Raw genomic sequence first — 26258 nt, forward strand, 5'->3', positions numbered from 1 at the left:
GCCGCTGCCGGGGCAACCCGAAGGGCACGGCCCCAAACCGCGCCCGCTCTGCGTTGCAGTCCTTGGCAAGGCATCTGCATTACCGGCGGACTGCGCCTTGACCGGACACGGTTTGGATCCATGCGTGTCCCGATGAAAAGACATTGAACAGGCTCTTCTTCGGCAAGGCAACAACGCCAGGAGCATTTTGGCCGCGCTCAGTGGCCAATCTGGCGCTGTAGTTGCATGAAGATCGGGGCCGCCTCGGCATTCTCTCCGCCCAGGGCGGCGATAAAGCCTTCCACGGCAAGCAGTTCGCCGGTGCTGGCGTAGATGCCGTTGCCCTGCTCCCAGACCCATTGATAGGAGCCGTTGCGTGAATACAGGCGGTAGATCGCCTGCAACGCCTGCCGCTGCGTGAGCTGTTCGCGGGCGGTTTCCCACACCTGGTAATCGCCCGGGTACAGCAGTTTCCTGAAGCTGAGGGCAGGGTTGGCGATCAGCTCGTGCGCGCCGTAGCCGGTGAGGTTGAGGCTGCCGTCGCTGACGAACTCGAAATTGAGGCCGTGGTCGGCCTTGCGCCGGTAGATCATGCACGGCACGTTGTTGATCAGGCTGCTGAGGGAGTGGCGGTTGCTCCTGAGGCCGGCTTCCACCTGGCGCGCCTCGGTGATGTCGGTGAGGGTGCCGAGCACGCTGGCGCCCTCGTTTTCCGCCATGGCGGAGCTGCGGGCGCGGATTTCCACCCAGCACGGCTCGCCGTTGCGCTTGATCAGCCGGATCTGCTCGTTGCAGCGCAGGCGCTTGCCGCGGGCGATGGAGTCCAGGCGCGCAATCGCGAGCGGCTTGTCCTCGGGGTGGATGAAGTCGATCAGCGGCTTGCCCAGCGATTCTTCGATCGAGTACTCGAGCAGGGCTTCCCAGCTCGGGTTGAGGAAGCTCAGCCTGTTGCCGCGTTGCAGCTCGAACACCACTTCCTCCAGGCGGTTGATGAGGAGGTGGTAATTGAATTGTTCGTTGAAGCGCACGCCGGTGGCCGGTCCGCTGGAAATCGGGGAGAATTGCAGCAGCAGGCGCTGGTGGGTGGCGCCGTGCCCCATGGGGGAGAGGGAAAGCTTGCTCGGCAGCACGGTGCCGTCCAAACAAAGCAGGCGCAAAGTGCTATCCTCCCTGGCGGGGGTGTCGATATTGGCAAGCAATGCAGCCAGCAGCTGGTGGTCTCCCGGATGGATGACGTTGGTGAGCGGCATGCCGACGATCTGGTCCGACATGCCGGCCATGCCCAGCTCGTTGAGGAAGGCCTGGTTGGCGAACACCACCGTATGGTTCTCCACCACCGCTGCGGGCGACGAAAGGCGCGAGGAGACTTCGTGCTCCCAGTTCGGGCTGCGCATGCGCGCCTGCATGCGCCCTATGTTCTGGCGCGCCAGCACGGGAGCCAGCGCCGCCGTCAGCAGCAGCGTCAGCAATATGCTGCTGACGATGAGGAGGCCGGTGAGGTGGGTGGCAAAGGGCGCGCTGGCGGTCCACCAGTTGTTGAACACCAGCAGGAAGATAATGCTCAGTATCAGTGTGCTGAAAAGATATAGGCTCATGGCAGTGGCTAAAGGCTAGAACAATTTGCAATCCGGGACCATCAAGACAAGGCTGGGCAAGCCGCTCGGCATCCTGCGCGAGCGCTTGCTGCGCCATGCGCTGTACCTGCGCCTCGTCATGCTGCTGTCCTGCGCGGCGATACTGGCCGTCATGATGCAGGCAGGCTCGCTGTTCCTCCTAGATTACATACCCGCCAGCCAATCCGCAATCCAGCAGTTGGCGCAACGCAAGCTCGAATGGAGCCAGCTTCCCGGCAATGCCGGAGTGCGGCAGCCTCCTCCTGCCTGGAGCGCGGCGACGTTGACCGGCGGCGATACCGCCCGCCAATGGTATGCCGAGCGCCAGTCCCGCAAGCTGGCCGCGCTGATTGCCCGGCTGCAGCAGGACGAAGCCGCTTACCTTGCGGACGGACGGGACGCATCAAGAACGATGCAGTCGATACTGGCAGGCCATGATGCCATGCTCGATGCATTGCGCCGTGACGTCGACGAAAAGCAGACGGTGCTGGTGATGCTGCAGTTCATGGGCCTGTTGCTGCTGTTGTGCAGCCTGGTCGCGGTAGCGTTGATGGTCAAGCAGATATTAATCGACCGGGTCGCGGCCTTGGTCGCCATGCTGCCGGGCGAGCAGCTGCCCGCACAGGACCGGTGGGACATGGACGAACTTTCCCAGCTGGAAGGCGTGGTGCAGGCGTTCTCTGCGCAGATGCAGGGCTTCAAGTCCGAAACCGAATGGTTCAACCGCACGCGGAGCGAACTGCTGCGCCGGCTGCTGCGTGCGCGTACCTTCCTGCACGGCCTGGTGCTGTCGCTGAACGACAATGTGCTGAACGAATCCGTGCTCAAGACCATGATTTACTCGATGGAAAGCAGCCTGGACCTGCGCAACGTATCGTTGCGCTTCGTGCTGGACGGCGGGGAGAGCCGGGGGGAGCGCCTGCTGTTTTCGCAATACGCCCCGGAAGCCTTGCCGGAAGAGGTGTTGCGCGACCTGGCGACGCGGCGCTCGGCCAAGTTCATGCTGGCGAACGAGTGTATTGCCGCGACATTCGCCTGCCCGGGCGACAATTTCGGCATGCTGATCCTGGAAGCCAAGCCGGGCCAGGAGTTGTACGAGTCCGATATTTCGCTGGCGGAAATCACGGCGCAACTGCTTTCACTGGTGCTGGGCGCGCAAAGCCGGGAGGAGCAGGCCCGGCGGCTGGCCCTGTTTGAGGAGCGGGCCGCGATTGCGCGCGAACTGCATGATTCCCTGGCGCAGTCGCTTTCCTACATGAAGATCCAGATCGCGCGGCTGCAAACGCAGACAACCGGCGAGTCGGGGGAAAACAGCGGGATCACTAACGAGATTGCGGGCGAATTGCGTGAAGGCCTGGATACCGCTTACCGCGAATTGCGCGAGCTGCTTTCCACTTTCCGCATGCATATGGATGTGCGCGGGCTGGGATTCGCCATCCAGGCGGCGATTGACGAGTTTTCCAACCGCTCGGCGGTGTCGATCACGCTGGATAACCGCCTGGTCAATTGCCGCCTGACAGTGAATGAGGAATTCCATATCCTGCACGTGATACGCGAGGCGCTTTCCAACATCATCCGCCACGCGGGCGCGCAGAATGTCGTGGTGGCGCTGGCATACACCCCGGGCAGCACCGTCGTGGTGACTATCGATGACGACGGCATGGGCATGCCGGCCAATGCAACGGACGAGCCAGGCCATTACGGGCAGAGCATCATGCGCGACCGGGCATACAGCCTGGGCGGGGACATCACGGTCAGCGCGCGGCGCCAGGGCGGCACGCGCGTCAGGCTGATTTTTACGCCCAAGCTCAACCAGTAATCCAAGTGAAGTTATTTCAACCTATTGCACGAAAGTAAGTGGACACTATGCTGAAGGTATTCCTGATAGATGACCATGCCCTGTTCCGTAAGGGCGTGAGCCAGATGATAGGCGCCGACCCGCTGTTCGAGGTGGTCGGCGAGGCCTCGTCGGGGCTGGAGGGCTTGGAGCAGGCGCCTGCGCTTGCGCCGGATATCGTGCTGATCGACCTCAACATGAAAGGGGTGGACGGGCTGGAGACCTTGCGCAGGTTCAAGGCCGACGGCCTCCGGGCACGTTTTGTCGTGCTGACCGTGTCCGATGCCGAGGACGATCTGCTGGAGGCCCTGCGCTCTGGCGCGGACGGCTACCTGCTCAAGGATATGGAGCCGGAGCAGCTTTGCGCCAGCCTGAAGAAAATTGCGGACGGCGTGACCGTGATCCAGGACCGCTTGACCGAGGTGCTCAGGCAAGCGTTGCAGGAGCTAGGTAACAAGCCGGCGCCTGCGACGCCAGACCAGGTTTCCCTGACCGAGCGCGAGCAGGAAATCCTGCAATGCCTTGCCGACGGCCTGAGCAACAAGGCGATTGCGCGCAAGCTCGGCATTTCCGATACCACGGTGAAGGTGCATGTGAAACATCTGTTGAGCAAGCTGCGCTTGACCAGCCGCCTCGAAGCCGCTGTCTGGGCGCACCGCCAGAAGTAATCCCTTCAATCCGATACCTTGTTGCTCCTCCTTGCCGCGCAACTGCATTGTCTGCGTCGTCGCCCTGGTCCCGGATTGAACTAGAAAGGAAGTAAGTGGTAACTTTATTCTGGGCCCCTATACCTCCTAAGGAGTAATCCGTAGTGGGAATTGTGGCAGCCAGCCCATCCGTTATCCAATGCAATCCTGGAGAAGATGCATTCCCGCATCTTAATGTTCATGTTCAGGAGACTGCAAATTGAGTGCTACCCCATCCTTAGATGTCACGGCGTCGACCATCGGTCAGCCGCCCAGGTCCGGCAGCCTGCACCGCAAGATAGGCTGGCAGGGCGCGTTCTGGGTCGCCAGCGGCGTGCCGGCATTGGTGCTGTTTTCGATTGGCGCGATTGCCTCGACCGTGGGCAAGCCCGCCTGGCTGGCATGGATGCTGTCGATCACTTTCGGCTTCATCCAGGCGTTCACCTATGCCGAGATCGCGGGCATGTTCCCGCACAAGTCTGGCGGCGCCTCTGTATACGGCGCCATCGCCTGGGTGCGCTACAGCAAGTTCATCGCGCCGATCTCGGTGTGGTGCAACTGGCTGGCGTGGACGCCGGTGCTGGCGATCGGCTCCGGCCTGGCGGCGGGCTATATCCTGCTCGCGATGTTCCCGGCGGACGCGGTGATCAATACCTGGCAGATCACCTTGATGGACCTCGGCTTCATCAAGTCCGGCCTCAGCCTGCGCATCGACGCCACCTTCATTCTCGGCGCGGCGGTGCTGCTCGGCGTTTTCGGCATCCAGCACGGCGGCATCCTGCGCTCTTCGCGCGTGACCATGATCCTGGGCCTGGCGGCCTTGATCCCGCTCATGCTGATCGGCATCGTGCCCATCCTCACCGGCGACATTTCCGCCGCCAATTTCCTTCCCGTCGCCCCGCTGGCTTACGACGAGGCCGGCAACGTGGTGAACGGCGCCTGGGATATCGAGGGCTGGAAGCTCATGGCGGGCGGCATGTTCATCGCGGCCTGGTCCACCTATGCGTTCGAGACCTCAGTCTGCTATACGCGCGAGTTCCGCAATCCCAAGACCGACACTTTCAAGGCGATCTTCTACTCGGGCTTGCTCTGCCTCGCCGTCTTCACCCTGGTGCCTATCGCGTTCCAGGCCGATCTCGGCCTCGGCCACCTGGTGACGCCCGCCGTGCTGGATGCCGCGGGCAATGAAATCAGCGCCGCGGTCTACGACGGCATGCTGGCCCCCGACATTTACAGCGGCATGGGCGTCGCTAGCGCACTGGCGTCCATGCTGGGCGGCAGCCAGCAGCTGGGGAACATCATCGTCATCATGCTGGTGCTGGCCCTGCTGCTTTCCATCATGACCTCCATGGCGGGCTCTTCCCGTACCTTGTTCCAGGGCGCGGTGGATGGCTGGCTGCCCAAATACCTTTCCCATGCCAACGAGCATGGTGCGCCGACGCGCGCCATGTGGACCGACCTCTGCTTCAACCTGGTGTTGCTGCTGATGTCCGATTACGTGTTCGTGCTGGCGGTGTCGAACGTCTGCTACATCATGTTCAACTTCCTCAATCTCAACGCAGGCTGGATCCATCGCCTGGACCGGCCGAAATGGGAGCGCCCCTACAAGGCGCCGTTGATCCTGATCGTCCTGGGCACCATCTTGAGCTTTGTCAATGTCGCCCTGATGGGCTTGGGCGCCAATATCTGGGGCGAGGGCACCTTGTGGTCCGGCGTGGTATGCGCTGCGCTGATCGTGCCGGTGTTCCTCTACCGCCACTACGTGCAGGACAAGGGCGTGTTCCCCAGGGCCATGCTCGAGGACATGCACATGGGCGACGAGGCGGGCGTGAAGAAACGCGCGGGCGTCATGCCGTTCGTCGCCATCGGCGTGGCGGTGCTGATCGTGATCTACATGCAGCAGCTATAAGTTTCAGCTAGCCAAGGACATCAAGGCCTCGCGAGAGGCCTTGATCGTTTCTACATCTCTACATCTTGGCGAACTCGATATAGAAGTCGCGTATGCCCGACGCCAGGAACTGTACCGCCACGCAGGTGAGCAGGAAGCCCATGATCTTGGTGACGGCCTGCATGCCGTGCTCGCCCAGCATTTTCTCGATATAGGTGGCCGAGGACAGCGCCAGGTAGGCGATGCCGGTGGTGATGGCAATCCCGGTGATGACGATGGGGTCGCCGATGAGGTGGGAGCCTTCGGGAATCTGCGAGCCGAAACTCATGATGACCGCGATCGAGCCCGGCCCGGCCATGCTGGGCATCGCCAATGGCGAGAACGAATAATCCAGATTGGCATGCTTGATTTCGTCAGGCTCCGAATCCACGCTGGAGGACGAATCCAGTCCTGAGAAGATCATGCGCAGGGCCAGGATCAGGATGATGATGCCGCCCGCGACGCGAATCCCCGGCATGGAAATGCCGAACAGGTTGATGATGCCGTTGCCCAGCAACAGGAACGTCGTGAGGATGCAGAACGCGTAGATGCAGGCTTTCTTGGCTTGCCGCTTTCTGGTCTCGACTGTCATTTGGCGCGTCAGCGCCATATACAGCGGGATCGTGGTGAGCGGGTTCATGATGGGCAGCAGGCCGATCACGACGATAGAAACGTATTTGAGGGCTTCCAATATGCTCAAGGCTCGGTCCTTTCCTGGGCTGAAGAATGTGTCTGGATAGGATTCTAATACGGGATGGTGCGCTGACCCTTGACTCTCGGTTTCTTCGATGGCCTTTTTTGAATGCGTCCTCGCTCGAAAGGCGCTTTTCTTTTCCCGGGTTTTTCATTTTTCCAGGCTAGGAAGTGATATCTGGCATCCAGGTTGCATGACCTTTGCTATGTCGTGAAATGAACAAAAACATGCACAAATGTGGTGCCTATCACCTTGAATTTGCTTGTTCTTGGTGCAAAGTTTCTTTTTATGAAAAAAAGTTTCATAAATGTGTTGACGCTGTTTTTTGACCTCGGTATAAATGCACTAAAGTTTCTTTTAGAGAAAAAAAGTTTACTTCAAGTGTATGCAGTATTGATGACTAAAGTTTTTTGGAGCCACGATAAATGCCGTTGAGATTGCTTAAATACGCGTTGAGCAAGGAGTACCCGGGAACGCGGTTTTTCCAGGCGCATACCACGCCGAAGAAATCCTATGACGTGGTGATCATCGGCGGCGGCGGCCACGGCCTGGCAGCGGCGTATTACCTGGCCAAGCACCATGGCATTACCAATGTCGCGGTGCTGGAGAAAGGCTATATCGGCGGCGGCAATACCGGCCGCAATACCACCATCGTGCGTTCCAACTATCTCACGCCCGAAGGCGTGAAGTTCTACGATGCCAGCGTCAAGATCTACGAAGACCTTTCCGAGGAGCTGGACCTCAACCTGTTCTATTCCACGCGCGGCCACTTCACGCTCGCGCATACCGAATCCGCGATGCGCACCATGCGCTGGCGCGCCGAGGTCAACAAGCACGTGGGCGTGGAAAGCTATGTCGTCGGCCCGGACGAAATTGCCAAGGCCTGTCCGCAGCTTGACTTGAGCTGTAGCGGCAAGGCGCCCATCGTCGGCGCGCTCTACCATGCGCCGGGCTCGGTGGCGCGCCACGATGCCGTGGCCTGGGGCTATGCCCGCGGCGCGGACCGGCTGGGCGTGGAGATTTTTCAGAATACCGAAGTCACCGGCATCGACGTGCAGGGCGGCCAGGTAGTGGGCGTGAACACCAACAAGGGTTATATCGCCACCAACAATGTGTTGTCCGCGGTGGCGGGCTTTACGCCGAGAATCTGCGAAATGGTGGGCGTGGAAACGCCTATCGTGATCCATCCGCTGCAAGCCTGCGTCACCGAACCGATGAAGCCTTGGCTCGACACCATCCTCGTCTCCGGCAGCCTGCATGTGTATGTGAGCCAATCCTCGCGCGGCGAGCTGGTGATGGGGTCCTCGCTCGATCCTTACGAAGTGCATTCCACGCGTTCGACGCTGGATTTCGTCGAGGGGCTGACCTCGCACATGCTGGACATGTTCCCCTTCCTTTCCAATATCAAAGTGGTGCGTCAATGGGCGGGCATGGCCGACATGACGCCGGATTTCGCGCCGGTGATGGGCAAGACGCCGGTCAAGGGTTTCTACCTCGACGCGGGCTGGGGCACCTGGGGCTTCAAGGCGACACCGATCAGCGGCAAGACCATGGCCGAGACCATCGCGCGCGACCAGGCGCCCGATCTGATCCATTCCTTCCGCCTGTCGCGCTTTGAGGATTACGAGCTGACCGGCGAAAAAGGCGCGGCCTCGGTAGGCCACTAAGCCAGGGCATAGATAAGGAATACACGATGAAATTACTGACCTGTCCCGTGAATGGAACCAGACCGCTGAGCGAATTCGTCTATGGCGGCGAATTGCGCATCCCGCCCGCTGCCGGTTGCAGCGACAAGGAGTGGGCCGACTACGTGCACAACCGCCACGGAGCACCTGGCCTCAAGCAGGAGTGGTGGCACCACGCGCCAAGCGGCACCTGGTTCATCGCCGAGCGCAACACATTGACCGACCAAGTGATTCGTACATATCTGAAAGGGCAGGAGGGCAGCAAATGAGCGCGCGTTTGACCAAGCAACAAGGCGAGTGGATCAACCGTGCCGCTGTCGTCAAGTTCAGCTTCGAGGGCAGGGAGTTCAGCGGCTTCGAGGGCGATACCATCACCAGCGCGCTCTGGGCCAACGGCGAAAAAGTGTTGGGGCGCAGTTTCAAGTATCACCGTCCGCGCGGCATCCTCAGCCTGGCCAACCATGACGTCAACGTGATGCTGACCGACGGGCTGGACACCAATATCCGCGGCGACGTGGCGCCCGTGAGCAACGGCGCTGTGTTGGAGGCGGTGAATACCGACGGCGGCGTGCGCAAGGACAAGAGCCGCATCATCGACAGCATCGCGCCGCTGCTGCCCGTGGGCTTCTACTACAAGGCGTTCCATACGCCCAAGAAGATGTTCCCGTTCTGGGAAAACGTCATCCGCAAGGCGGCGGGCCTGGGCGTGGTCAACTTCAACTATCCGCGCATCATCAAGCCCAAGCAGCATATCCATTGCGACGTGCTGGTGGTCGGCGCGGGCGCTTCCGGCCTGTCCGCCGCTATCGAGGCTGGCAAACAGGGCCTGCGCGTGGTGCTGGTGGACGAGAACGCCCAGCTCGGCGGCAGCCTGGGCTTCGACTGGGGCGGCAGCCAGGAATCCGGCAAGCTGCTGGGCGAGCTGGTCGCCGAAGTGCAGGCATTGGCGAATATCCAGGTAATTGCCAGCGCATATGCCGCCGGCTACTATCCCGACCACCTGATTCCCGTGGTGACCAAGGACGGCATGGTCAAGGTGCGCGCCGGGGCGGTGGTGATGGCGAGCGGCGCTTTCGAGCAGCCGCCGGTGTTCCGCAACAACGATATTCCCGGCGTCATGCTCGGCTCTGCGGCGCAGCGCCTGCTGCACCGCTACGGCGTCAAGCCGTTCGAGCATGGGGTGGTGTTCACTGCCAACGACTACGGCTACCGCGTCGCCCACGACCTGCTGGAAGCAGGCGTCAAGGTGGCGGCATTGATCGACCTGCGCACCGAAGTGGACGCGGCCTTGCCTGCCGGGCTGGCGCGGCGTGGCGTGAAAACCCTGCAGGGTAGTGCTGTGTATGAAGTCGAACCTGCTTCCGACAAGTTCAGCGTCAAGGCCGTGGTGGTCGCGCCCTACAACGCCGACAGCGCCGAGGCGGACACCGGCAGCAAGACCCGCATCGAATGCGACGGCGTGGCGATGTGCGCGGGCTGGGCGCCCGCCGCCAACCTGTTGTACCAGGCTGGCGGCGCCATGCGCTACGACTATGGCGTGCACCAGTTCGTCCCCAACAAGCTGCCTGCGGGCATCTTCGCCGCTGGACGCGTCAATGGCGTCTATGCATTAGCCGACAAGCTGGCCGATGGCCAGCGTGCCGCGATTGCCGCGATGCGCCATATCGGTAAAGACCTGGCGGAGGCTGCCGGTGTGCCAGTCAGCGTAAGCGCGCAAAGCCACCCTTACCCCATCGTCATGCATGCCAAGGGCAAGAACTTCGTCGATTTCGACGAGGACATCCAGGTCAAGGATTTCATCAACGCCGCCAAGGAAGGCTTCGACAACATCGAGCTGATGAAGCGCTTCACCACCGTCGGTATGGGCCCCAGCCAGGGCAAGCATTCGAACATGAACGCGATCCGCATCCTCGCCCGGCTGCGCGGCGTGCCGGTGGAGCAGATCGGCACCACGACCTCGCGCCCGTTCTTCCACCCCACGCCGATCGGGCACCTGGGCGGGCGCGGCTTCCATCCGCACCGCACCACGCCGCTGCATGACGGCAATGCGGCGCTGGGCGCGGTGTTCACCGATGTCGGCCCCTGGAAGCGCGCCGCCTACTATGCCGTGCCTGGTCAGAGCGTGCAGGACACCATACTCGCCGAAGTGGAAGCCGTGCGCGGCAAGGCCGGTATCATCGACAGCAGTTCCTTCGGCAAGATCGAGGTGCATGGGCCGGAGGCCGCCTTGTTCCTCGAGCGTTTCTTCACCGGCCGTTATGCCGACCAAGGCGTTGGCGAGTCGCGCTACACCATGCTGCTGGACGAAACAGGCGTGGTGGTGGACGACGGCCTGGCGCACCGCCTGGAGGAGGAATTGTTCTACCTGACCTCGGGCACCTCGAATGCCGCCGCGGTCTACCGCGAGATGCAGCGCTGGCAGCAACTCTGGCAGCTCGATATCGGCCTGGTCAACGTCACCGGCTCCTATGCCGCGATCAATGTCGCCGGGCCACTCGCAAGGCAGGTCTTATCCGGCCTCGTGAATTTCAACCTCGGCGAGCAACAGCCGCATAGCGCGCGTGAGGCCGAAATTGCCGGGGTGCCGGTACGGCTGCTGCGCGTGGCTTTCGTCGCCGACAGCACTTATGAGTTGCACGTGCCCACCCCGCAAGCCGCTTTCGTCTGGGAACAGGTGATGCGCGCAGGTTCCAGCCTGGGCCTCAAGCCGTTCGGCACCGATGCGCAGCGCATCCTGCGCCTGGAGATGGGCCATGCCATGCCCGGCATTGATACCGACGGCCTGACAAACCCGCTGGAAATCGGCGCGGAGCATGCCATCGACATGAACAAGCCGGATTTCATCGGCAAGCGCAGCCTGCAGATCATCGCCAAGCGGCCGCTCAAGAAGACCCTGGTGGCGTTCGCGCTCAACCCCGGCTATGCGGGAGAGATGCCGTTCGAGTGCAACCTGGTGATCCGCAACGGCGAGATCGAGGGCCGCGTCACCAGCATCGCCTATTCGAGGACCGTGGGCCGCGTGATCGGCTTCGCCTATGTCGCGCCGCAGCACAGCGCCGTGGGTTCCGCTTTCGAGATCCGCACCGATGGCGGCGCAATGGCGCCCGCGACCGTAGTGCCTTTCCATTTTCTTGCCAGCCAACATTGAGACCTGACATGCAGACAGAAAAACTCATTACTCCCATCGCCCATGCATTGAATCACGAGCATGGCGAACAGATTGACTGGGGCGTCATAGAGCAGATGAAAGTGGCTGCTCGCTTTGGCGGCAAGGAACTGGAAGAAGAGAGGAAAAAGAATCTGGGAATCGCTGATGCGAGCTTGTTGCGCAAGTTCGGCGTCAAGGGCGCGCAGGCTGCCGATTGGCTGGCCCGGCAGGGCGTCGCCATCCCGCCGCGTGCCAACACCTGGGCGCGCAGCGCGGACGGCAGCCTGGTCTTGCGGCTGGGCAACAGCGAATTCCTGATCGAGGATGCGCCGGGAGGCACAAGCTGCGAAAGGCTGGCACAAGCCTACGCAGGGGCCAAAGGGGTGTATCCGGTGCCGCATGTGGAAGCGTCGTTCGTGATCGGCGGCCACGCGGTGCAGGCGTTGTTTTCAGAGGTTTGTTCCATTGATTTAACTCGCGCTTCGCTCGGCGCACAAGACGTCGTCATGACGCAATTCGCCGGGGTCAGCGTAGTCCTGATACGCCAGGACCTGCAGGAGGAGGAGAGCCTCTACAGGCTGTGGTGTGATAGTTCGTACGGTCCATATTTGTGGGAAGTGATCGCAGGCATCGCTCACGAGCACAAGGGCGGACCCGTCGGGATAGGGCGCTACTTCGCGGCCTATTCATAAAACTCAATTGGACTCGGAGAGTTATGTTATGAAGATAGTAGATGGAAAGTTCACGTATCAGCCAGGCACGCCGGCCGAGCAATTGGCGGCCGCGAAGAAGTTCCTGGCCGACAACGGCGTGAAATACGTGCTGGCGCAGTTCGTGGACATCCACGGCGTCGCCAAGGTGAAATCGGTGCCTGCAGCCCATCTCGAATCCATCCTCAAGGATGGCGCGGGATTCGCCGGCGGGGCGATCTGGGGCATGGGCATCCTGCCCAACGGCCCGGACTACATGGCGGTGGGCGATTTGTCCACGCTGAGCCTGATTCCCTGGCAGCCCGGCTATGCGCGCATTATTTGCGACGGCCATGTCGACCAGAAGCCATATGAATACGATTCGCGCGTGGTGCTCAAGAAGCAGGTCGAACGCCTGGCCGCGCAAGGCTGGACGCTCTATACCGGGCTGGAGCCTGAATTCTCGCTGCTCAAACGCGACGAGAAGGGCGCGCTGCATCCCTGCGACGAGACCGACACGCTGCAAAAGCCTTGCTACGACTACAAGGGCATGACGCGGCAGGCCGTGTTCCTGGAACGGCTGACCGAAGCGCTGATCGCGGCCGGGCTGGACGTGTACCAGATCGACCACGAGGACGCCAACGGCCAGTTCGAGATCAACTACACCTACGCCGACTGCCTCAAGAGCGCGGACGACTACATCTTGTTCAAGATGGCGGCCAGCCATATCGCCAACGAGCTCGGCATGACCTGTTCCTTCATGCCCAAGCCGTTCGGCAACCGTCCCGGCAACGGCATGCACATGCATATGTCGATCGGCGACGGCAGCAAGAGCCTGTTCCATGACGACGGCGACACGACCGGCCACGGCCTCTCGACGCTGGCCTATCACTTCCTCGGCGGCATCCTGCACCACGCCCCGGCATTGACCGCGCTGGCTGCGCCTACCGTCAACTCCTACAAGCGCCTGGTGGTGAGCCAGTCGCTCACCGGCTCGACCTGGGCGCCCGCCTATATTTCCTACGGCAACAACAACCGCTCGACCATGGTGCGCATACCCTATGGCCGCCTGGAGCTGCGCTTGCCGGACGGCAGTTGCAACCCCTATCTGACCACGGCGGCGGTGATCGCCGCGGGCCTCGACGGCGTGAAGCGCGAGCTGCACCCTGGCCCCGGCCATGCCAGCAACCTGTTCGACCTGAATCTGGCGGAAATGAAGGAGCAGGGCATCGGCATCCTGCCGCAAAACCTCAACGAATCGCTGGCCCAGCTCGAGGCCAGCCAGGTGTTGCGCGATGCGCTGGGCAATTCGCTCACGGAAGAGTTCATCAAGCTCAAGCGCGCTGAGTGGGTCGACTATCAACGCCATGTATCGGATTGGGAAATCAACCGGTACATCGAGTTTTTCTAAATTATTTTGGATTCTATGTAAGGAGAACATCATGTGTGGAATCGTTGGATTGCTGGTGAAGAACCAGAAGTTGCGCGCCAATATCGGAGAACTCATGCTGCCCATGCTGATCGGCATGACCGAGCGCGGCCCGGATTCTGCCGGCCTGGCGATTTTCGGCGCGCCCGTGGATAACACTGAGCGCAAGTTCAGCCTGTATTGCGCCTCCCCCGAGTTCGACTGGGCCAAGCTCAGCGTCGACCTCAACAACGGCCTCAAGGCCGATGCCAAGGTGGAAGTGAAGGTCAACCATGCCGTGGTGACGACGATCACCAGCCCGGAAAGCGTCAAGGCCTGGCTCAAGGAACATTACCCGCAGGTGCACCTGCTGTCCGTCGGCCAGCTCATGGACATCTACAAGGACACCGGTACGCCGGCCCAAGTAGCGAGCCGCTATGACTTCTCCAAGCTGTCCGGCAGCCACCTCGTGGGCCATACCCGCATGGCGACCGAGTCCGCGATCACCCCGTCGCACGCCCACCCGTTCACCGCGGGCGAAGACTGGTGCCTGGTGCACAACGGTTCGCTCTCCAATGCGCACAGCATCCGCCGCAAGCTGGAGCACGAAGGCATCTCCTTCGAGACCGACAACGATACCGAAGCCGCTTGCCGCTTCCTGCAATGGCGCATGCGCGAGGGCGACGACCTCAAGACCGCGCTCGAGCACGGCTTCGACGAGCTGGACGGCTTCTATACCCTGCTGATGGGCACCAAGGACCAACTGGCGCTGGTGCGCGACCCGTTCGCCTGCAAGCCCGCCATTGTGGCCGAGCATGACGATTATGTCGCGATCGCGTCCGAGTTCCGCTCGCTGGCCCACTTGCCCGATATCAAGAACGCCAAGGTGTTCGAGCCTGCACCAAAGGAGATGTACGTATGGAAACTGTAACATTCGACCTGGAAAAAACCGCGCTGCGCGAGGTGAACCAGTACCTGCACAGCGATGCGACGGAGCTTGATGGCAAGAAGGTTACCATCACCAACCCGGGCGGCGCGCACAACATCGCCGTCGGCCTCAAGGCTGACGTCGATGTTGTGATCGAGGGGCATGCGGGCTATTACGCTGCAGGAATGAACCAGTTTGCCAACGTGGTGATCGAGGGCAGCGCCGGCACCGGCGTAGCCGAGAACATGATGTCCGGCCGCGTGCACGTGAAGGGCTTCGCCTCCAATGCGGCAGGCGCCACTGCACAGGGCGGCTTGCTGGTGATCGACGGCGATGCAGGTTTGCGTTGCGGTATCTCCATGAAGGGCGTCGATATCGTAGTCGGCGGCTCGGTCGGCAGCTTCTCCGCCTTCATGGCGCAGGCTGGCAACCTGGTGATCCTGGGCGATGCCGGCGAAGCGCTGGGCGATTCCCTCTACGAGGCCCGTATTTTCGTGCGCGGCACTATCCAGAGCCTGGGAGCCGACTGCGAGGTCAAGCCCATGGATGACGAGGCGCGCCAGATACTGGTCAAGCTGTTGAAAGAGTCCGGCTACGCCGATGTCGACCCCGACAGCTTCACGCTGCTGGGCTCTGCCCGCACGCTGTACAACTTCCACGTAGATAACGCAGGAGCCTATTAATCATGAGCGATACGCCAAAAATCCCGCAAACCGAGCCGCGTTTTTCTGCGACCTTCGACAAGCACACCATGTCTGAAATCCGCCGCGCCGCGGCGACCGGCATCTACGACATCCGAGGCGCGGGCGCCAAGCGCAAGCTGCCGCACTTCGACGATCTGCTGTTCCTCGGCGCCTCCGTCAGCCGTTATCCGCTGGAAGGCTACCGTGAGAAATGCGGCACCGATGTCATCCTCGGCAACCGCTTTGCCAAGAAGCCCATCCACCTCAAGACCCCGGTCACGATCGCCGGCATGAGCTTCGGCGCATTGTCCGGCCCGGCCAAGGAAGCCCTGGGCCGCGGCGCGAGCGCCGTGGGCACCAGCACCACCACCGGCGACGGCGGCATGACGCCGGAAGAGCGCGGCCAGTCCTCCATCCTGGTCTACCAATACCTGCCGTCGCGCTACGGCATGAACCCGGACGACTTGCGCAAGGCCGATGCGATCGAAGTCGTGATCGGCCAGGGCGCCAAGCCGGGCGGCGGGGGCATGCTGCTCGGGCAGAAGATCAGCGACCGCGTCGCCAAGATGCGCTGCCTGCCCAAGGGCGTGGACCAGCGCTCCGCCTGCCGCCATCCTGACTGGACCGGCCCGGACGACCTCGAGATCAAGATCGCGGAAATCCGCGAGATCACCGACTGGGAAAAGCCCATCTACGTCAAGGTCGGCGCGACCCGTCCTTACTTCGACGTGGCTTTGGCCGTGAAGGCGGGCGCCGATGTCGTGGTGCTGGACGGCATGCAGGGCGGCACCGCCGCGACGCAGGAAGTGTTCATCGAGCATGTGGGCATCCCCATCCTCGCGGCGATCCGTCCCGCCGTGCAAGCCCTGCAGGACTTGGGCATGCACCGCAAGGTGCAATTGATTGTCTCCGGCGGCATCCGTAACGGCGCCGATGTCGCCAAGGCATTGGCGCTGGGCGCGGACGCGGTGGCTATCGGCACCGCCGCATTGATCGCGCTGGGCGACAACGACCCGCACCTGGAAGAAGAGTACAACAAGCTTGGCACCACCGCCGGCGCTTATGACGACTGGCATGAGGGCAAGGACCCCGCAGGCATCACCACGCAGGACCCCGAGCTCATGAAGCGCCTCGACCCGGTGAAGGCAGGCCGCAGGCTGGCGAACTATCTCTCGGTGATGACCATGGAAGCCCAGGTGATCGCGCGCGCCTGCGGCAAGTCGCACCTGCACAACTTGGAGCCGGAGGACCTGGTCGCATTGACGCTGGAAGCATCGGCGATGGCGAAAGTGCCGTTGGCCGGCACAAACTGGATTCCGGGCGTTTCGCAGTTTTAACCCACCCCGCGTTGTACTGACGTAGTCCCCTAGGGCCTGTTAACGCGATCTTCTTCAATAGCGTTAACAGGCCCTAAGCCAGGCCAACTGCCATCCGGCAGTTCCCTGGCGTTTTTTTGCCCATGTTGCTTGAAGTACCCATAAAGGAGTAGTGCTTCAGGAGAATGGCGTCTTTTTGCAGGTTTGCGACAATACACCGGCTTTTTATGAGCGATGCCTGCTCCTTTTGCAATCATGGAGCCTTCTTGAGGGAGTCATCACCGAGGTGCATGACTCCTTTTTTTCAGCTGTGGAGAATCCCGTCCGCATGCAGGATGGCGCGTGCTATTTCCTCGATGGTCACGCGCTTGAGCATGGCCTGCTCGCGCATGGCTTTGTATGCCTCAATGGCACTGATGTTACGGGTGCGAGCCAGGATAGTTTGCGCCGCACTGATCTGGTTGGCAGCTTGCAGTTTTTGTTCCAGGCGTTGGTTGCGCTTGTTGAGCGCCTTGATTTCCTGGCAATGGTGAATGGCCATGATCAAGGTGGAGAGGATACCGTTGGCATGCACCGGGCTCACGAGGATGCCGTGGCAGCCCAGGCTGGTGGCGGTATCGAGGATAGTGGGATTTTCGTATTCGACAATGCCGATCAAGGGGATGGCAGAGGCTGGGTTGAGCCAGGGCAGTTTTTTCTTGGCGCTGGCCTCGGCGTTGAGCAGGAAAAATACGATGTCGGTATTTTCCGGCAGCTCTGCCAATGGCGGCCACAGGGTGACGGTCTGGCAGCCGATGCGCAGCAATTGCTGCACCAGGATGTCGCGGTTTTCGTCCTTGGGATGGAATATGGCGATGCGCGCATTGCGCAGGCTGCGGAACAGGTCCAGCGTGGAGCGCTGGCGCGAGCTGCTTTTGCCGTTGCTAGCCATGCATGGCCTCCGGCAGGTATTGCAGGGTATTCCATTCCTCGCCGGTATGGGTCACCAGGTAAGGGTCCGGCGTGACGCCGCCCGCCACGGATTCGGCGATGATGTCGAACATGCCTTGCTCGTTGACCCTTCCCAGGCGCGGGTTGAGCCGGGTGTGGTGGTTGGCCGGGTTGATGGCGACCCGGCCTTGAAGCGCCTGGTATTCGCGACCCAGAAGGCGCGGCAGCAGCGCCTCATAACTGTCATCGCCGGCTTCCCGCATCGCTTCGGCGAATAGCTGCGCCTGGAAATAAGCAGCTTCCCAGCACATGTTCGGCTCGATCTCGTCGCCGAACTGCTGGCGGAAATTCCGCAGGCAGGCCTGGTTGCGCTCGCTCCCGATCGACTGGAAATAGGGCGCGGAGGTGATGTGCCCTGCCGCAATCCGGCGGCCCATTTCGGCGACCTCCGCCTCGCAGGTGGTGAGGCTGGCAATCGGTATCTTGGCGGCGTCCATGCCGATATCGGCATAAGCCTGGTAAAGCATGCGCGTGGCCTTGCCCACTACGGTGGAAAACACGAAATCCGGCGCCTTGGCCTTGATGTCGCGCACGATGGAGATGAAGTCCTTCTCGGTTGCATCGAGCGGCAGGTAGCGCTCGGCGAGCTTCTTGCCGCCGGGCACTTCGAGGATGAAGTCGCTCATGATGCGGTTGGACTCATAAGGGTAGATATAGTCGCTGCCCACCAGGTAGATGCGTGCGCCGAAATGCCGCGTCATGTAATCAGCAAGTTGGGCGCTGTTCTGGTTGGGCGCCGCGCCGGTGTAGATCACGTGGGGAGAGAACTCGAAGCCTTCATAGGGCGTGGGGTAGAACAGCAGCTTGCGCCATTTCTCCACCACGGGAATTACCGCCTTGCGCGAGCTCGACATGTAGCAGCCGAAGATGACGTTGACCTTGTCGTCTCGGATCATGCGCTCGGCAAATGCCTGGTATTGCCGGGGAATGCCTTGCGGATCGTAATAGATTGGCACCAGCTCGCGGCCATGGATGCCGCCTGCGGCATTGATCTCGGAAATGGCGAAAAATGTGGCGAATGCTTGCGAGCGCTCGATGGTGGCGGTTGCGCCGCTGGTCGAGAACAGGACGCCAACATGAATAGGGTCGGAATTTGCCATGGCTTGCTTTCAGGTTGTGCCCCGGCTCAGCCGGGGCAGGTTGCTGGACATTGCCTAGTTAGGCAGTCCCTCGATCGGGGCCTCCTTGGTGCCCAGGGTCGTGCGCGTGAATGACTCTACCATTTCCCGCGCGCCTTGTGGGTCTTGCACCCATTTGCCGTAGAAGCTGTAAGGGCATTCGGCAACGCCGTGCTCCCCATCCTTGGAGTTGTATACCCCGGTGTAGCCGCGGTGCAGCAGCTTGAACAAGTGGTTCTCGGACTGGCCGTGCTGGCGGAAATCGCGGATCAGGTGCTTGCTCAGCGCCGCATATTGCACGCCGTTTTCCTCTTCGCCGCATTCGCCCAGCGTACGGCCGTCGAAGCCGACGATGGCGGAGTGCCCGAAATAGGAATATACGCCGTCAAAACCCGCGGCATTGGCGACGGCGACATAGGTATTGTTGGCGAACGCCATGGCCTTGCTGATGAGGATTTGCTGTTCCTTGGCCGGGTACATATAGCCTTGGCAGCGGATGATGAGTTCCGCGCCCTTCATGGCGCAGTCGCGCCAGATTTCCGGGTAGTTGCCGTCGTCGCAGATGATCAGGCTGACCTTCAGGCCTTTGGGGCCTTCGCTGACGAAGGTTTCCTTGCCGGGATACCAGCCCTCGATCGGCACCCACGGCATGATCTTGCGGTATTTCTGCACGATCTCTCCCTGGTCGTTCATGAGGATCAGCGTGTTGTAGGGCGCCTTGTTCGGGTGTTCCTCGTGCTGTTCTCCCGTGATGGAGAACACTCCCCAGACCTTGGCCTTGCGGCAGGCTTCGGCGAAGATCGCGGTTTCCGGGCCGGGTACCGTGGTGGCGTTGTCGTACATCTCCTGGCCGTCGTACATGATGCCGTGCGTGCTGTATTCGGGAAAGATCACCAGGTCCATGCCCGGCAGGCCGGCTTTCATGTTGACCACCATGTCCGCGATCTTCTTGCAGTTGTCGATAATCTCGGCCTTCGTATGCAGGCGCGGCATCTTGTAATTGACCACTGCGACGCCGACGGTATCGTGACTGCTGGAAATATCACCATGTATCATTTTCTTGCTCCTAGGTTAAGTTGTCTGCAAAAATCCAGGATACCCACGCCTGCGACAGGCGAAAAAAAAGCTCGCCAACCGTTTCGAAACGGTTGGCGAGCTTTTTTGCTCTGACCATTACCAGCGCTGTTGCTGGTATGGAAAAATGTTCAGTACGCCGATGTTGGCGTGGATAGTCCTTGGATGAAAATGTAGTCCTCTTTTTCGCGTCCGTCAACAGTGAAAGCGGTCAGGACTTAAATCTGCACGTGCTGTTTTTCTATATGCGTATAAAAACGTGCCACGTCGAATTGTTTGAGGGCGGGGTGTTCGTTGGCGCCCGCAACGTTGGCTAGCCGGGCGGGATCAGGCAATGTCAGCTCCCTGGAAAGGTTGAGTCTGGGATAAATGCCATGAATGTCTGGATGTAACTCAGCCGCCACGATAATGTCGCCGTACATCACCAAGGCGCCTCCCCAGGAGCGGATCAGCCCGCGCTGGCTTACAGGCACCTCGGATGGTGCGGAGGTCTTGATCTGTGCGTCCAGCCAGGCGTAGGCGATCCTGATGCAGTCGTTGCTCTGGTGAACGGGCACAAAGCCTGCATAATTGGCCCTGGATTTGGCAAGCGCTATGGTTTCGTCGGATAGCATGAATTTTTTCTTGTTGATTATAGTAGATTCTGCCACAGCTTTCAGTCGGGCTTCAATTTGGACATGCAAGGCGTTCCCCAGCGCCGTTGCTTGGCGGCCTTCTCATGCCGAGGTGATCAAGTCATTGTAACCGCGAATGGCTATATGTCCTTGAAGCATGCTCCAGCTTTCCATAGTTGAGATGCTCGTATATGGCCCGCAAATGCTGCAGGTCATTCGAGTATTGCAGTTCAAAGCAAGGGAAAGGCTGATGATAGAACCTTCTCTCGCGCGTCAGTTCGTCCAGGTCGTCATGGAAAACGCCATTGAAGATGCTGATCTTGTTGTCCACAAAATCCCGGATGGCGGTAATCCTGTTGACGCCATCCAGCAGCCAGCCCGACATCGGCTTGACGCCGCTTGTGCGCCATTGCGGAGCATGGATCACGTAATATCCGATCGGCACGCCAAGAAAAATATTCTCGATAAACCGGGCCTGCCGGTTCTTGTCCCAATCGGTGAACTGGCTCCAAGGCGGCAGCACGAAGTTGACCAGAGTCTTTTCGCTTTCCAGGCAGGGAAGCTGTGGAGACATGCCGAAGATATGCTCGATTGGATGATTGTGCGGCGTGCCGTGCAAGAGCCGATCTGGGAGCAGCGGGGATTTTTGATGAGGCACGTCTGCCATGATCAATCTCCTTTTATTGTGAAATGGAATTAAGGGGTATTGCAAAATAAGATAATCCTGCCGAGCAATAGTTCCAGCGCCCAGCATAGGCATTGATCGTGAAATCCCGATTGAGGCGGAGAAGCTGAGCGAGGAGCGTTGCCGGGCTAGAGCGCTTTTAAGCGCTCGATGGCCGCATCCAGCGTTTCCTGGTTCTTGGCAAAGCATAGCCGTGCCAGGCGCTGGCCTGCTGGTGGCTGGGCATAGAAAGGCGAGAGGGGGATCGCCGTGACGCCTTTTTCAATCGTCAGCCAACGGCAGAACTCGACGTCGTCCAACTGGCTGACGGCCGAATAATCCACCAACTGGAAATAACCGCCTGGTACAGGCAGGGGGAAAAGACTGGTGGTGAGCAATTGTTCGCGGAACCCGTCACGCTTGGCCTGGTAGAAGGCGCCGAGCTGCTCGTGGTGTTCCGGCTGGGCATCCAGGATATGAGCGAAAGCATGCTGCGCCGGCGCGAAGCTGCAGAACACATTGTATTGGTGCACCTTGCGGAACTCGGCGCTCAGGGATGGCGGCGCAATGCAATAGCCGAGCTTCCAGCCCGTGCAGTGGTAGGTCTTGCCGAAGCTGGATACCACAAATGCCCGCTCCCGCAGCGATGCGTGGCGCAGTACCGATTCATGCCGGGCGCCATCGTAGACCATATGCTCGTAAACCTCGTCGGACAGCAGCCAGATACCTGTGTCGTTGATGAGCGAGGCAAGCGCCAGCATATCGTCATGAGTGAATATCGCACCTGAAGGATTGTTGGGAGTATTGATCACCAGCATGCGCGTGCGCGGCGTGACGGCATCGCGAATACGCTGCCAATCCGGGGCGAAGGTTTCAGCAGTCAGCGGCACGTGCACCGCGATTCCTCCAGCCAGCTCGATCGCAGGCTCATAGCTGTCGTAGGCCGGGTCAAGCACAATCACCTCGTCACCAGCACGCACCACCGCATGAACCACGTTGAATATCGCCTCGGTGGCGCCACTGGTCACCGTGATGTCACGATCGGCGTCGGGCATGTAGCCGTAAGCGCGCTCGGTCTTGCGGGCAATCGCCTGTCGCAGGGCGGGGATGCCTGCCATCGGCGCATACTGGTTAAAGCCATTTCGCACGGCCTGCTCGAGCGCGTGCATTAGCGCTTGCGGCACATCGAAATCAGGAAAGCCCTGTCCCAGGTTGACAGCCCTATGCTCGGCTGCCAGCTGCGACATGACAGTGAAAATCGTGGTGCCTACATTGGGCAGCTTGCTCGAGATCATGGACTGCATATCCGACAATGTGATAGCCGGCTTATAGGCGAGCTAGAAATCCAGAGTGGCGCTTATGGTCAGGGTGCGAGGCGCTCCCAGCACCAAATACCCTAATCCTGGATAGCCGCCGCTTGATGCCCAATAGTCGCGGTCCGTCACATTGTCGATTCTGCCCCTCAGCGTCAATAAATTGTCGCCTAGGTCGATCAGGTAACGGGCGCCGATATCAAGGCGCGTCCAGCCGGGTACGGATAAAGTGTTGGCCGCATTGGCATAGACGTTTCCAGTGGCAATGACCCGAGCGTCAAGGGAAAGGCCGCTAATGCCAGGCACCGTCCATTCAGCGCCAAGATTGGCTTGCTTGTTGGGGATGCCGATGGTGCGTTGCCCTTCGGTAGCAGCGACATTGGTATCCCGCTGTTCTGTATCTAGGAAGGTCACGCCGCCCAACACACGTAAGCCAGGCATTGCTTCCCCGAACGCCATCAGCTCGATGCCCTGATGCCTGTCTTCGCCTTTCGTACGGAATACATCGTCGCCTTCAAGTACGCCTCGAGGTTTGTCGGTGGTGAAGTAGGCGGTGGAAAAGCCCAGCCTGCCTAGGTCGACCTTGACGCCTATTTCCTGCTGGCGGGCGACATAGGGGGGTAGTATGGTGCCCAAATTGCTGGCTTGAGGTGGAGCAGTTTCGCCAGTGTTGAGGCCTTCGATGTAATTGGCATACAGCGATACCGCCTTGGTGGGCTTGTAGACTGCTCCGACGACCGGGCTGGTACGGCTCTGGTCTGACTCGCTATCAATCAAGAGTGTATTGTAAGCGTAATTCTTGATATCGACTTTCTGGTGACGCAAGCCCAGCGTGAGCAGCACACGTTTGTCGAGGAAGGAAAGCGTATCCCCAATCGCGATGCTGCGCAGCAGGGTAGTGCCATTCAAGCGTGGGTTGGAGAGAGAGTTGCCATACAGTGCATCAACCGAATAGTCCGGTCGGGCGTATTTCACGTTGCCATACAGGTTGGTGGCCAAGGCATTTAGATAATCCATGACGTAGGCATTCTTTTTCTCCAGCTTGTAATAGCTGGAACTCAATACCCATTCATGTTCTACCGGACCGGTGGAGAACTTGCCGCGCAGGCCGATTTCGCCAGTCCTGACCGAATCCTCGCGGGTGTTGTCGAAGCGGTACACCGAGCCAGCCCCGGTAGCGCCATTGGATACCTCCAGGTTGGCAAGCGAATTGGCTTCATCGCTCTCACGGAAGCCGCCGGCAAACCATGCCGTAAGATTGTCGCTGAGGTCATGTTCGGCCCGCAGGGTGCCGAATAGGTCGCGTTCGTTTGAGTATGACCATGGCTGTGCCCAGTTTTTGCTGCTCTTGGGCGCGCGCGGCACCGTGGTGATATTGTCTGCCAATGTCACATTAGTGCGCGTTTCGCGCAGCTTGTTGTCTTGATAGCCGAGGTCAGCGGAAATTCGCGTCTGGTCGCCACGCCAGTCCAGGCCAATCGAAGCAAGGCCGAGCTCGACATGTTCGTCGTCTATGCCGGTACCGCCGCGTCGTTGCGTGACGTTAAGGCGGATGCCCATGCGTTCATCCGGACCGAAGCGGCGGGCGAAGTCTGCAGACGCCAAGCCTTGGTCGCCACGACTCCAGCCCAGGGTGACGCGGTTGATGGGCTCGTTCGGCGCACGCTTGGGTAAAAGGGAAATGGCGCCGCCGATGCCGTCGCCATTAGGATTTGTTCCAGTCAGGAACGCGGAAGCGCCGCGTAAAACCTCGACGCGTTCGAACAGTTCGGCAGAAATATACTGACGAGGAAGCAAGCCGTACAAGCCATTGTATGCCACGCTGTCGGAGCCCAGGATAAAGCCGCGGATGTAATAAGACTCCTGGAAATTGCCGAAGCCGCGTGCAACACGCACGGAAGGATCGTTGAGTAATACGTCGCCCACGCTCTTTGCCTGCTGATCCTGAATAAGCTCGTTGGTATAAGCATTGAAGGAAAACGGAGTGTCCATGATCTCTTTATTGCCCAGCAAGCCGATACGAGCACCTCTTGCTACCTGTCGTCCGGCATAGGATTTGACCAGTCCCTCGGCAGAAGCATCCGCACTGGCTGTTATATTTATTTCCTCCAAAGGGGAATCTTCATGTTTTTCTTCTGCTGCTGCATGGGAATGAATGCTTGCCAGCGCTAGCATGAGTGAAATGGCGAAGGGGGATAAACGTGAATTAACAGGCACGCTCAGCAAATTAATCTCCTTGAATAGGAAAACTTAGGGTGAGTTACCGAGCAATTTATATTCTGAGTGCAAATAAGTAAACATCTCATTTGTATTTATATGCTGCCACATTTTTGCTCATCACAAACCTCTCAAGAGAAAAACCGTATGAAATTGAAATGTTCAAGCCATCTTCATGGCATTGGGTGCGGCAGTCGATGCCATGCAAACCATGTGTGGAAATATTCAGGAGCGTAACCGGCGAGTTTGTGCGAACTCCCGATAAGGCCGGGTTTGAAAAGTCTAACTTCTAATTCGGTGATGGTGCGCCCGACAGGAGTCGAACCTGTGACCTTTGGCTTCGGAAACCAACACTCTATCCAACTGAGCTACGGGCGCATTTTGAGCAGGAGACGGATTATAGCAAATGAATACATGCTTGTCCTTGCTATAACCTTTTCTCTAGCGGGGGTTATTGAGTATAATCCTTGGCATTTTCCCTGTATGGATTGGTTTTGTATGAGCGCGCACGAGTACGATTTTCCGAAAACAACCAAGACGCAATTTATTCTTGCGGCATTAGGCGCCTTGTTTGCGCCATTGCTGGTGCTGTTCCTTGTTGCGCGTTTGTTTTTTGGCATTCAGTCTGGTTTGGTTGATGATCCCGTAGTGGAGCAAAAGCCTGAGACAGCCGCCGCAGCGAAGCCTGCAGATACTGCCAGCGAAGACGAAGATGACGCTGATGATGAACCTGCTGCTGAAGCGCCGACAGCAGATGAAGAAAAGAGCGAATAACTGCTTCTGTTATCTGTCTCTTCAGAAGTTTCCTCAATCTTAGATAACAGCCCATGGCCACCTATGCGATAGGCGATATCCAGGGCTGTTATCGCTCCCTTCTTTCCCTGCTGGATGTCATCCGGTTCGATCCCTTAAAAGACAAGCTCTGGCTGGTCGGTGACTTGATCAATCGCGGTTCCGGTTCCCTGGAAACGCTCCGTTGGGCCAAGGCGCATGAATCCAGCCTGGTCATGGTGCTGGGCAACCACGACCTGCATGCATTGGCTGTGGCGGAGGGCTATGTGCGTGCGCACCGTAGCGATACCTTGCAGGCTATTTTTGATGCGCCTGACCGGGATGAGTTGCTGGAATGGCTGCGTTTGCGTCCCATGATGCATGCGGAGGGCGACTTAGTGGTGGTGCACGCGGGTTTGCTGCCGCAGTGGCGTGCCGATCAGGCCTTGGAGCTGGGGCGCGAGGTAGAAACCGCCTTGCGTGGTGACGGCTACCAGAGTTTTCTTGCGCACATGTATGGCAACTATCCATTGCGTTGGGAGCCCGGCTTGCAAGGGATGGACCGCCTGCGCATGATCACGAACGCCATGACGCGCCTGCGTGTCTGCACGCCTGATGGTGCAATGGATTTTGACTTCAAAGGCGAGCTGGCCGATATCCCAGCGGGTAAATTGCCCTGGTTCGACATACCCGAACGGCGCTCAGCCGATGCTACGGTGATTTTCGGGCATTGGTCCGCGCTGGGTTTGCAGCAGCGCGACAATCTTTATGCGCTGGATACGGGTTGCCTGTGGGGTGGCAAGCTGACTGCGCTGCGCCTTGAGGACCGCCGGACTTTCCAGGTGCCTTGCCATCCTGCAGACGGGGCCCGTGCAATCAAGGGCAGCTGATCGTAGCTTCCTAC

22 protein-coding genes and 1 tRNA gene are annotated in these 26258 nt (G+C 59.8%); 13 read left to right on the plus strand and 10 right to left on the minus strand.

The window, feature by feature from the left end; all coding sequences use genetic code 11:
* Positions 1-197: 197 nt before the first annotated feature.
* Positions 198-1574 carry a PAS domain-containing protein gene (locus tag ACWXTG_RS13325; protein WP_480220170.1) on the minus strand — a complete coding sequence of 459 codons (1377 nt, stop codon included), beginning with the start codon at positions 1572-1574 and terminating at the stop codon, positions 198-200.
* A gap of 25 nt (positions 1575-1599) precedes the next feature.
* Between ACWXTG_RS13325 and ACWXTG_RS13330 the strand changes: the two genes are divergently transcribed.
* From ACWXTG_RS13330 to ACWXTG_RS13340, 3 genes are all read left to right on the plus strand, one after another.
* On the plus strand, positions 1600-3411 hold the full coding sequence (locus ACWXTG_RS13330) for a histidine kinase (protein WP_480220171.1): 1812 nt from the start codon (positions 1600-1602) through the stop codon (positions 3409-3411).
* A 47-nt stretch (positions 3412-3458) separates the two neighbouring features.
* On the plus strand, positions 3459-4097 hold the full coding sequence (gene narL, locus ACWXTG_RS13335) for a two-component system response regulator NarL (protein ID WP_480220172.1): 639 nt from the start codon (positions 3459-3461) through the stop codon (positions 4095-4097).
* A gap of 238 nt (positions 4098-4335) precedes the next feature.
* Positions 4336-6024, plus strand: coding sequence for an APC family permease (locus ACWXTG_RS13340; RefSeq protein WP_480220173.1), 1689 nt, complete (start codon positions 4336-4338; stop codon positions 6022-6024).
* A 58-nt stretch (positions 6025-6082) separates the two neighbouring features.
* On the opposite strand, the gene ACWXTG_RS13345 is transcribed toward ACWXTG_RS13340, so the two are convergent.
* Positions 6083-6742 carry a MarC family NAAT transporter gene (locus ACWXTG_RS13345; RefSeq protein WP_309564364.1) on the minus strand — a complete coding sequence of 220 codons (660 nt, stop codon included), beginning with the start codon at positions 6740-6742 and terminating at the stop codon, positions 6083-6085.
* 419 nt (positions 6743-7161) lie between these two features.
* Between ACWXTG_RS13345 and ACWXTG_RS13350 the strand changes: the two genes are divergently transcribed.
* From ACWXTG_RS13350 to ACWXTG_RS13385, 8 genes are read left to right on the plus strand one after another with little or no spacing between them, the layout of a single operon-like run.
* Positions 7162-8403 carry an FAD-dependent oxidoreductase gene (locus ACWXTG_RS13350; RefSeq protein WP_480220174.1) on the plus strand — a complete coding sequence of 414 codons (1242 nt, stop codon included), beginning with the start codon at positions 7162-7164 and terminating at the stop codon, positions 8401-8403.
* A 26-nt stretch (positions 8404-8429) separates the two neighbouring features.
* Positions 8430-8690, plus strand: a complete 261-nt coding sequence (locus ACWXTG_RS13355; RefSeq protein WP_480220175.1) for a sarcosine oxidase subunit delta — start codon at positions 8430-8432, stop codon at positions 8688-8690.
* Positions 8687-11569, plus strand: a complete 2883-nt coding sequence (locus tag ACWXTG_RS13360; RefSeq protein ID WP_480220176.1) for a 2Fe-2S iron-sulfur cluster-binding protein — start codon at positions 8687-8689, stop codon at positions 11567-11569. Before ACWXTG_RS13355 ends, ACWXTG_RS13360 begins: the two co-directional genes overlap by 4 nt.
* A gap of 8 nt (positions 11570-11577) precedes the next feature.
* Positions 11578-12261 (plus strand): sarcosine oxidase subunit gamma, encoded by a 684-nt coding sequence (locus ACWXTG_RS13365; protein WP_480220177.1) that lies wholly within the window; start codon positions 11578-11580, stop codon positions 12259-12261.
* A gap of 28 nt (positions 12262-12289) precedes the next feature.
* Entirely contained in the window at positions 12290-13669 is a 1380-nt protein-coding gene (glnT, locus tag ACWXTG_RS13370; RefSeq protein WP_480220178.1) for a type III glutamate--ammonia ligase, read from the plus strand.
* Between the two features lie 31 nt (positions 13670-13700).
* Entirely contained in the window at positions 13701-14597 is an 897-nt protein-coding gene (locus ACWXTG_RS13375; protein WP_480220179.1) for a class II glutamine amidotransferase, read from the plus strand.
* The gene (locus ACWXTG_RS13380) at positions 14585-15277 is read left to right on the plus strand and encodes a protein glxC (protein ID WP_480220180.1); all 693 of its coding nucleotides are present in this window, start codon (positions 14585-14587) and stop codon (positions 15275-15277) included. The genes ACWXTG_RS13375 and ACWXTG_RS13380 overlap by 13 nt, the downstream gene beginning before the upstream one ends.
* Positions 15278-15279: 2 nt before the next feature.
* Positions 15280-16614: an FMN-binding glutamate synthase family protein gene (locus ACWXTG_RS13385; RefSeq protein ID WP_407995638.1), complete on the plus strand. Its 1335-nt coding sequence runs from the start codon at positions 15280-15282 to the stop codon at positions 16612-16614.
* A 283-nt stretch (positions 16615-16897) separates the two neighbouring features.
* On the opposite strand, the gene ACWXTG_RS13390 is transcribed toward ACWXTG_RS13385, so the two are convergent.
* From ACWXTG_RS13390 to ACWXTG_RS13425, 8 genes are all read right to left on the minus strand, one after another.
* The gene (locus ACWXTG_RS13390; RefSeq protein WP_480220181.1) at positions 16898-17524 is read right to left on the minus strand and encodes an ANTAR domain-containing response regulator; all 627 of its coding nucleotides are present in this window, start codon (positions 17522-17524) and stop codon (positions 16898-16900) included.
* On the minus strand, positions 17517-18683 hold the full coding sequence (locus tag ACWXTG_RS13395) for a transporter substrate-binding domain-containing protein (RefSeq protein ID WP_480220182.1): 1167 nt from the start codon (positions 18681-18683) through the stop codon (positions 17517-17519). Before ACWXTG_RS13395 ends, ACWXTG_RS13390 begins: the two co-directional genes overlap by 8 nt.
* A gap of 54 nt (positions 18684-18737) precedes the next feature.
* Positions 18738-19757 carry an aliphatic amidase gene (locus tag ACWXTG_RS13400; RefSeq protein ID WP_407994730.1) on the minus strand — a complete coding sequence of 340 codons (1020 nt, stop codon included), beginning with the start codon at positions 19755-19757 and terminating at the stop codon, positions 18738-18740.
* A 236-nt stretch (positions 19758-19993) separates the two neighbouring features.
* Complete coding sequence (locus ACWXTG_RS13405; protein WP_407995641.1) at positions 19994-20389, minus strand: hypothetical protein; 396 nt, start codon at positions 20387-20389, stop codon at positions 19994-19996.
* 121 nt (positions 20390-20510) lie between these two features.
* Entirely contained in the window at positions 20511-21056 is a 546-nt protein-coding gene (locus ACWXTG_RS13410) for a DUF262 domain-containing protein (RefSeq protein WP_309564377.1), read from the minus strand.
* Between the two features lie 146 nt (positions 21057-21202).
* Positions 21203-22348, minus strand: coding sequence for a pyridoxal phosphate-dependent aminotransferase (locus ACWXTG_RS13415; RefSeq protein ID WP_480220183.1), 1146 nt, complete (start codon positions 22346-22348; stop codon positions 21203-21205).
* 42 nt (positions 22349-22390) lie between these two features.
* Positions 22391-24358, minus strand: coding sequence for a TonB-dependent receptor (locus ACWXTG_RS13420; RefSeq protein WP_480220184.1), 1968 nt, complete (start codon positions 24356-24358; stop codon positions 22391-22393).
* A 526-nt stretch (positions 24359-24884) separates the two neighbouring features.
* Positions 24885-24961 (minus strand) — tRNA-Arg (locus tag ACWXTG_RS13425).
* A gap of 120 nt (positions 24962-25081) precedes the next feature.
* On the opposite strand from ACWXTG_RS13425, the gene ACWXTG_RS13430 reads away from it, so the two are divergent.
* Together ACWXTG_RS13430 and ACWXTG_RS13435 are read left to right on the plus strand one after the other, a co-directional pair.
* Positions 25082-25357, plus strand: a complete 276-nt coding sequence (locus ACWXTG_RS13430; RefSeq protein WP_309564380.1) for a hypothetical protein — start codon at positions 25082-25084, stop codon at positions 25355-25357.
* A gap of 53 nt (positions 25358-25410) precedes the next feature.
* Positions 25411-26244, plus strand: a complete 834-nt coding sequence (locus ACWXTG_RS13435; protein ID WP_309564381.1) for a symmetrical bis(5'-nucleosyl)-tetraphosphatase — start codon at positions 25411-25413, stop codon at positions 26242-26244.
* The last annotated feature ends 14 nt before the right edge of the window (positions 26245-26258 follow it).

The sequence above is a fragment of the Methylobacillus sp. DLP286 genome, from assembly GCF_056636515.1.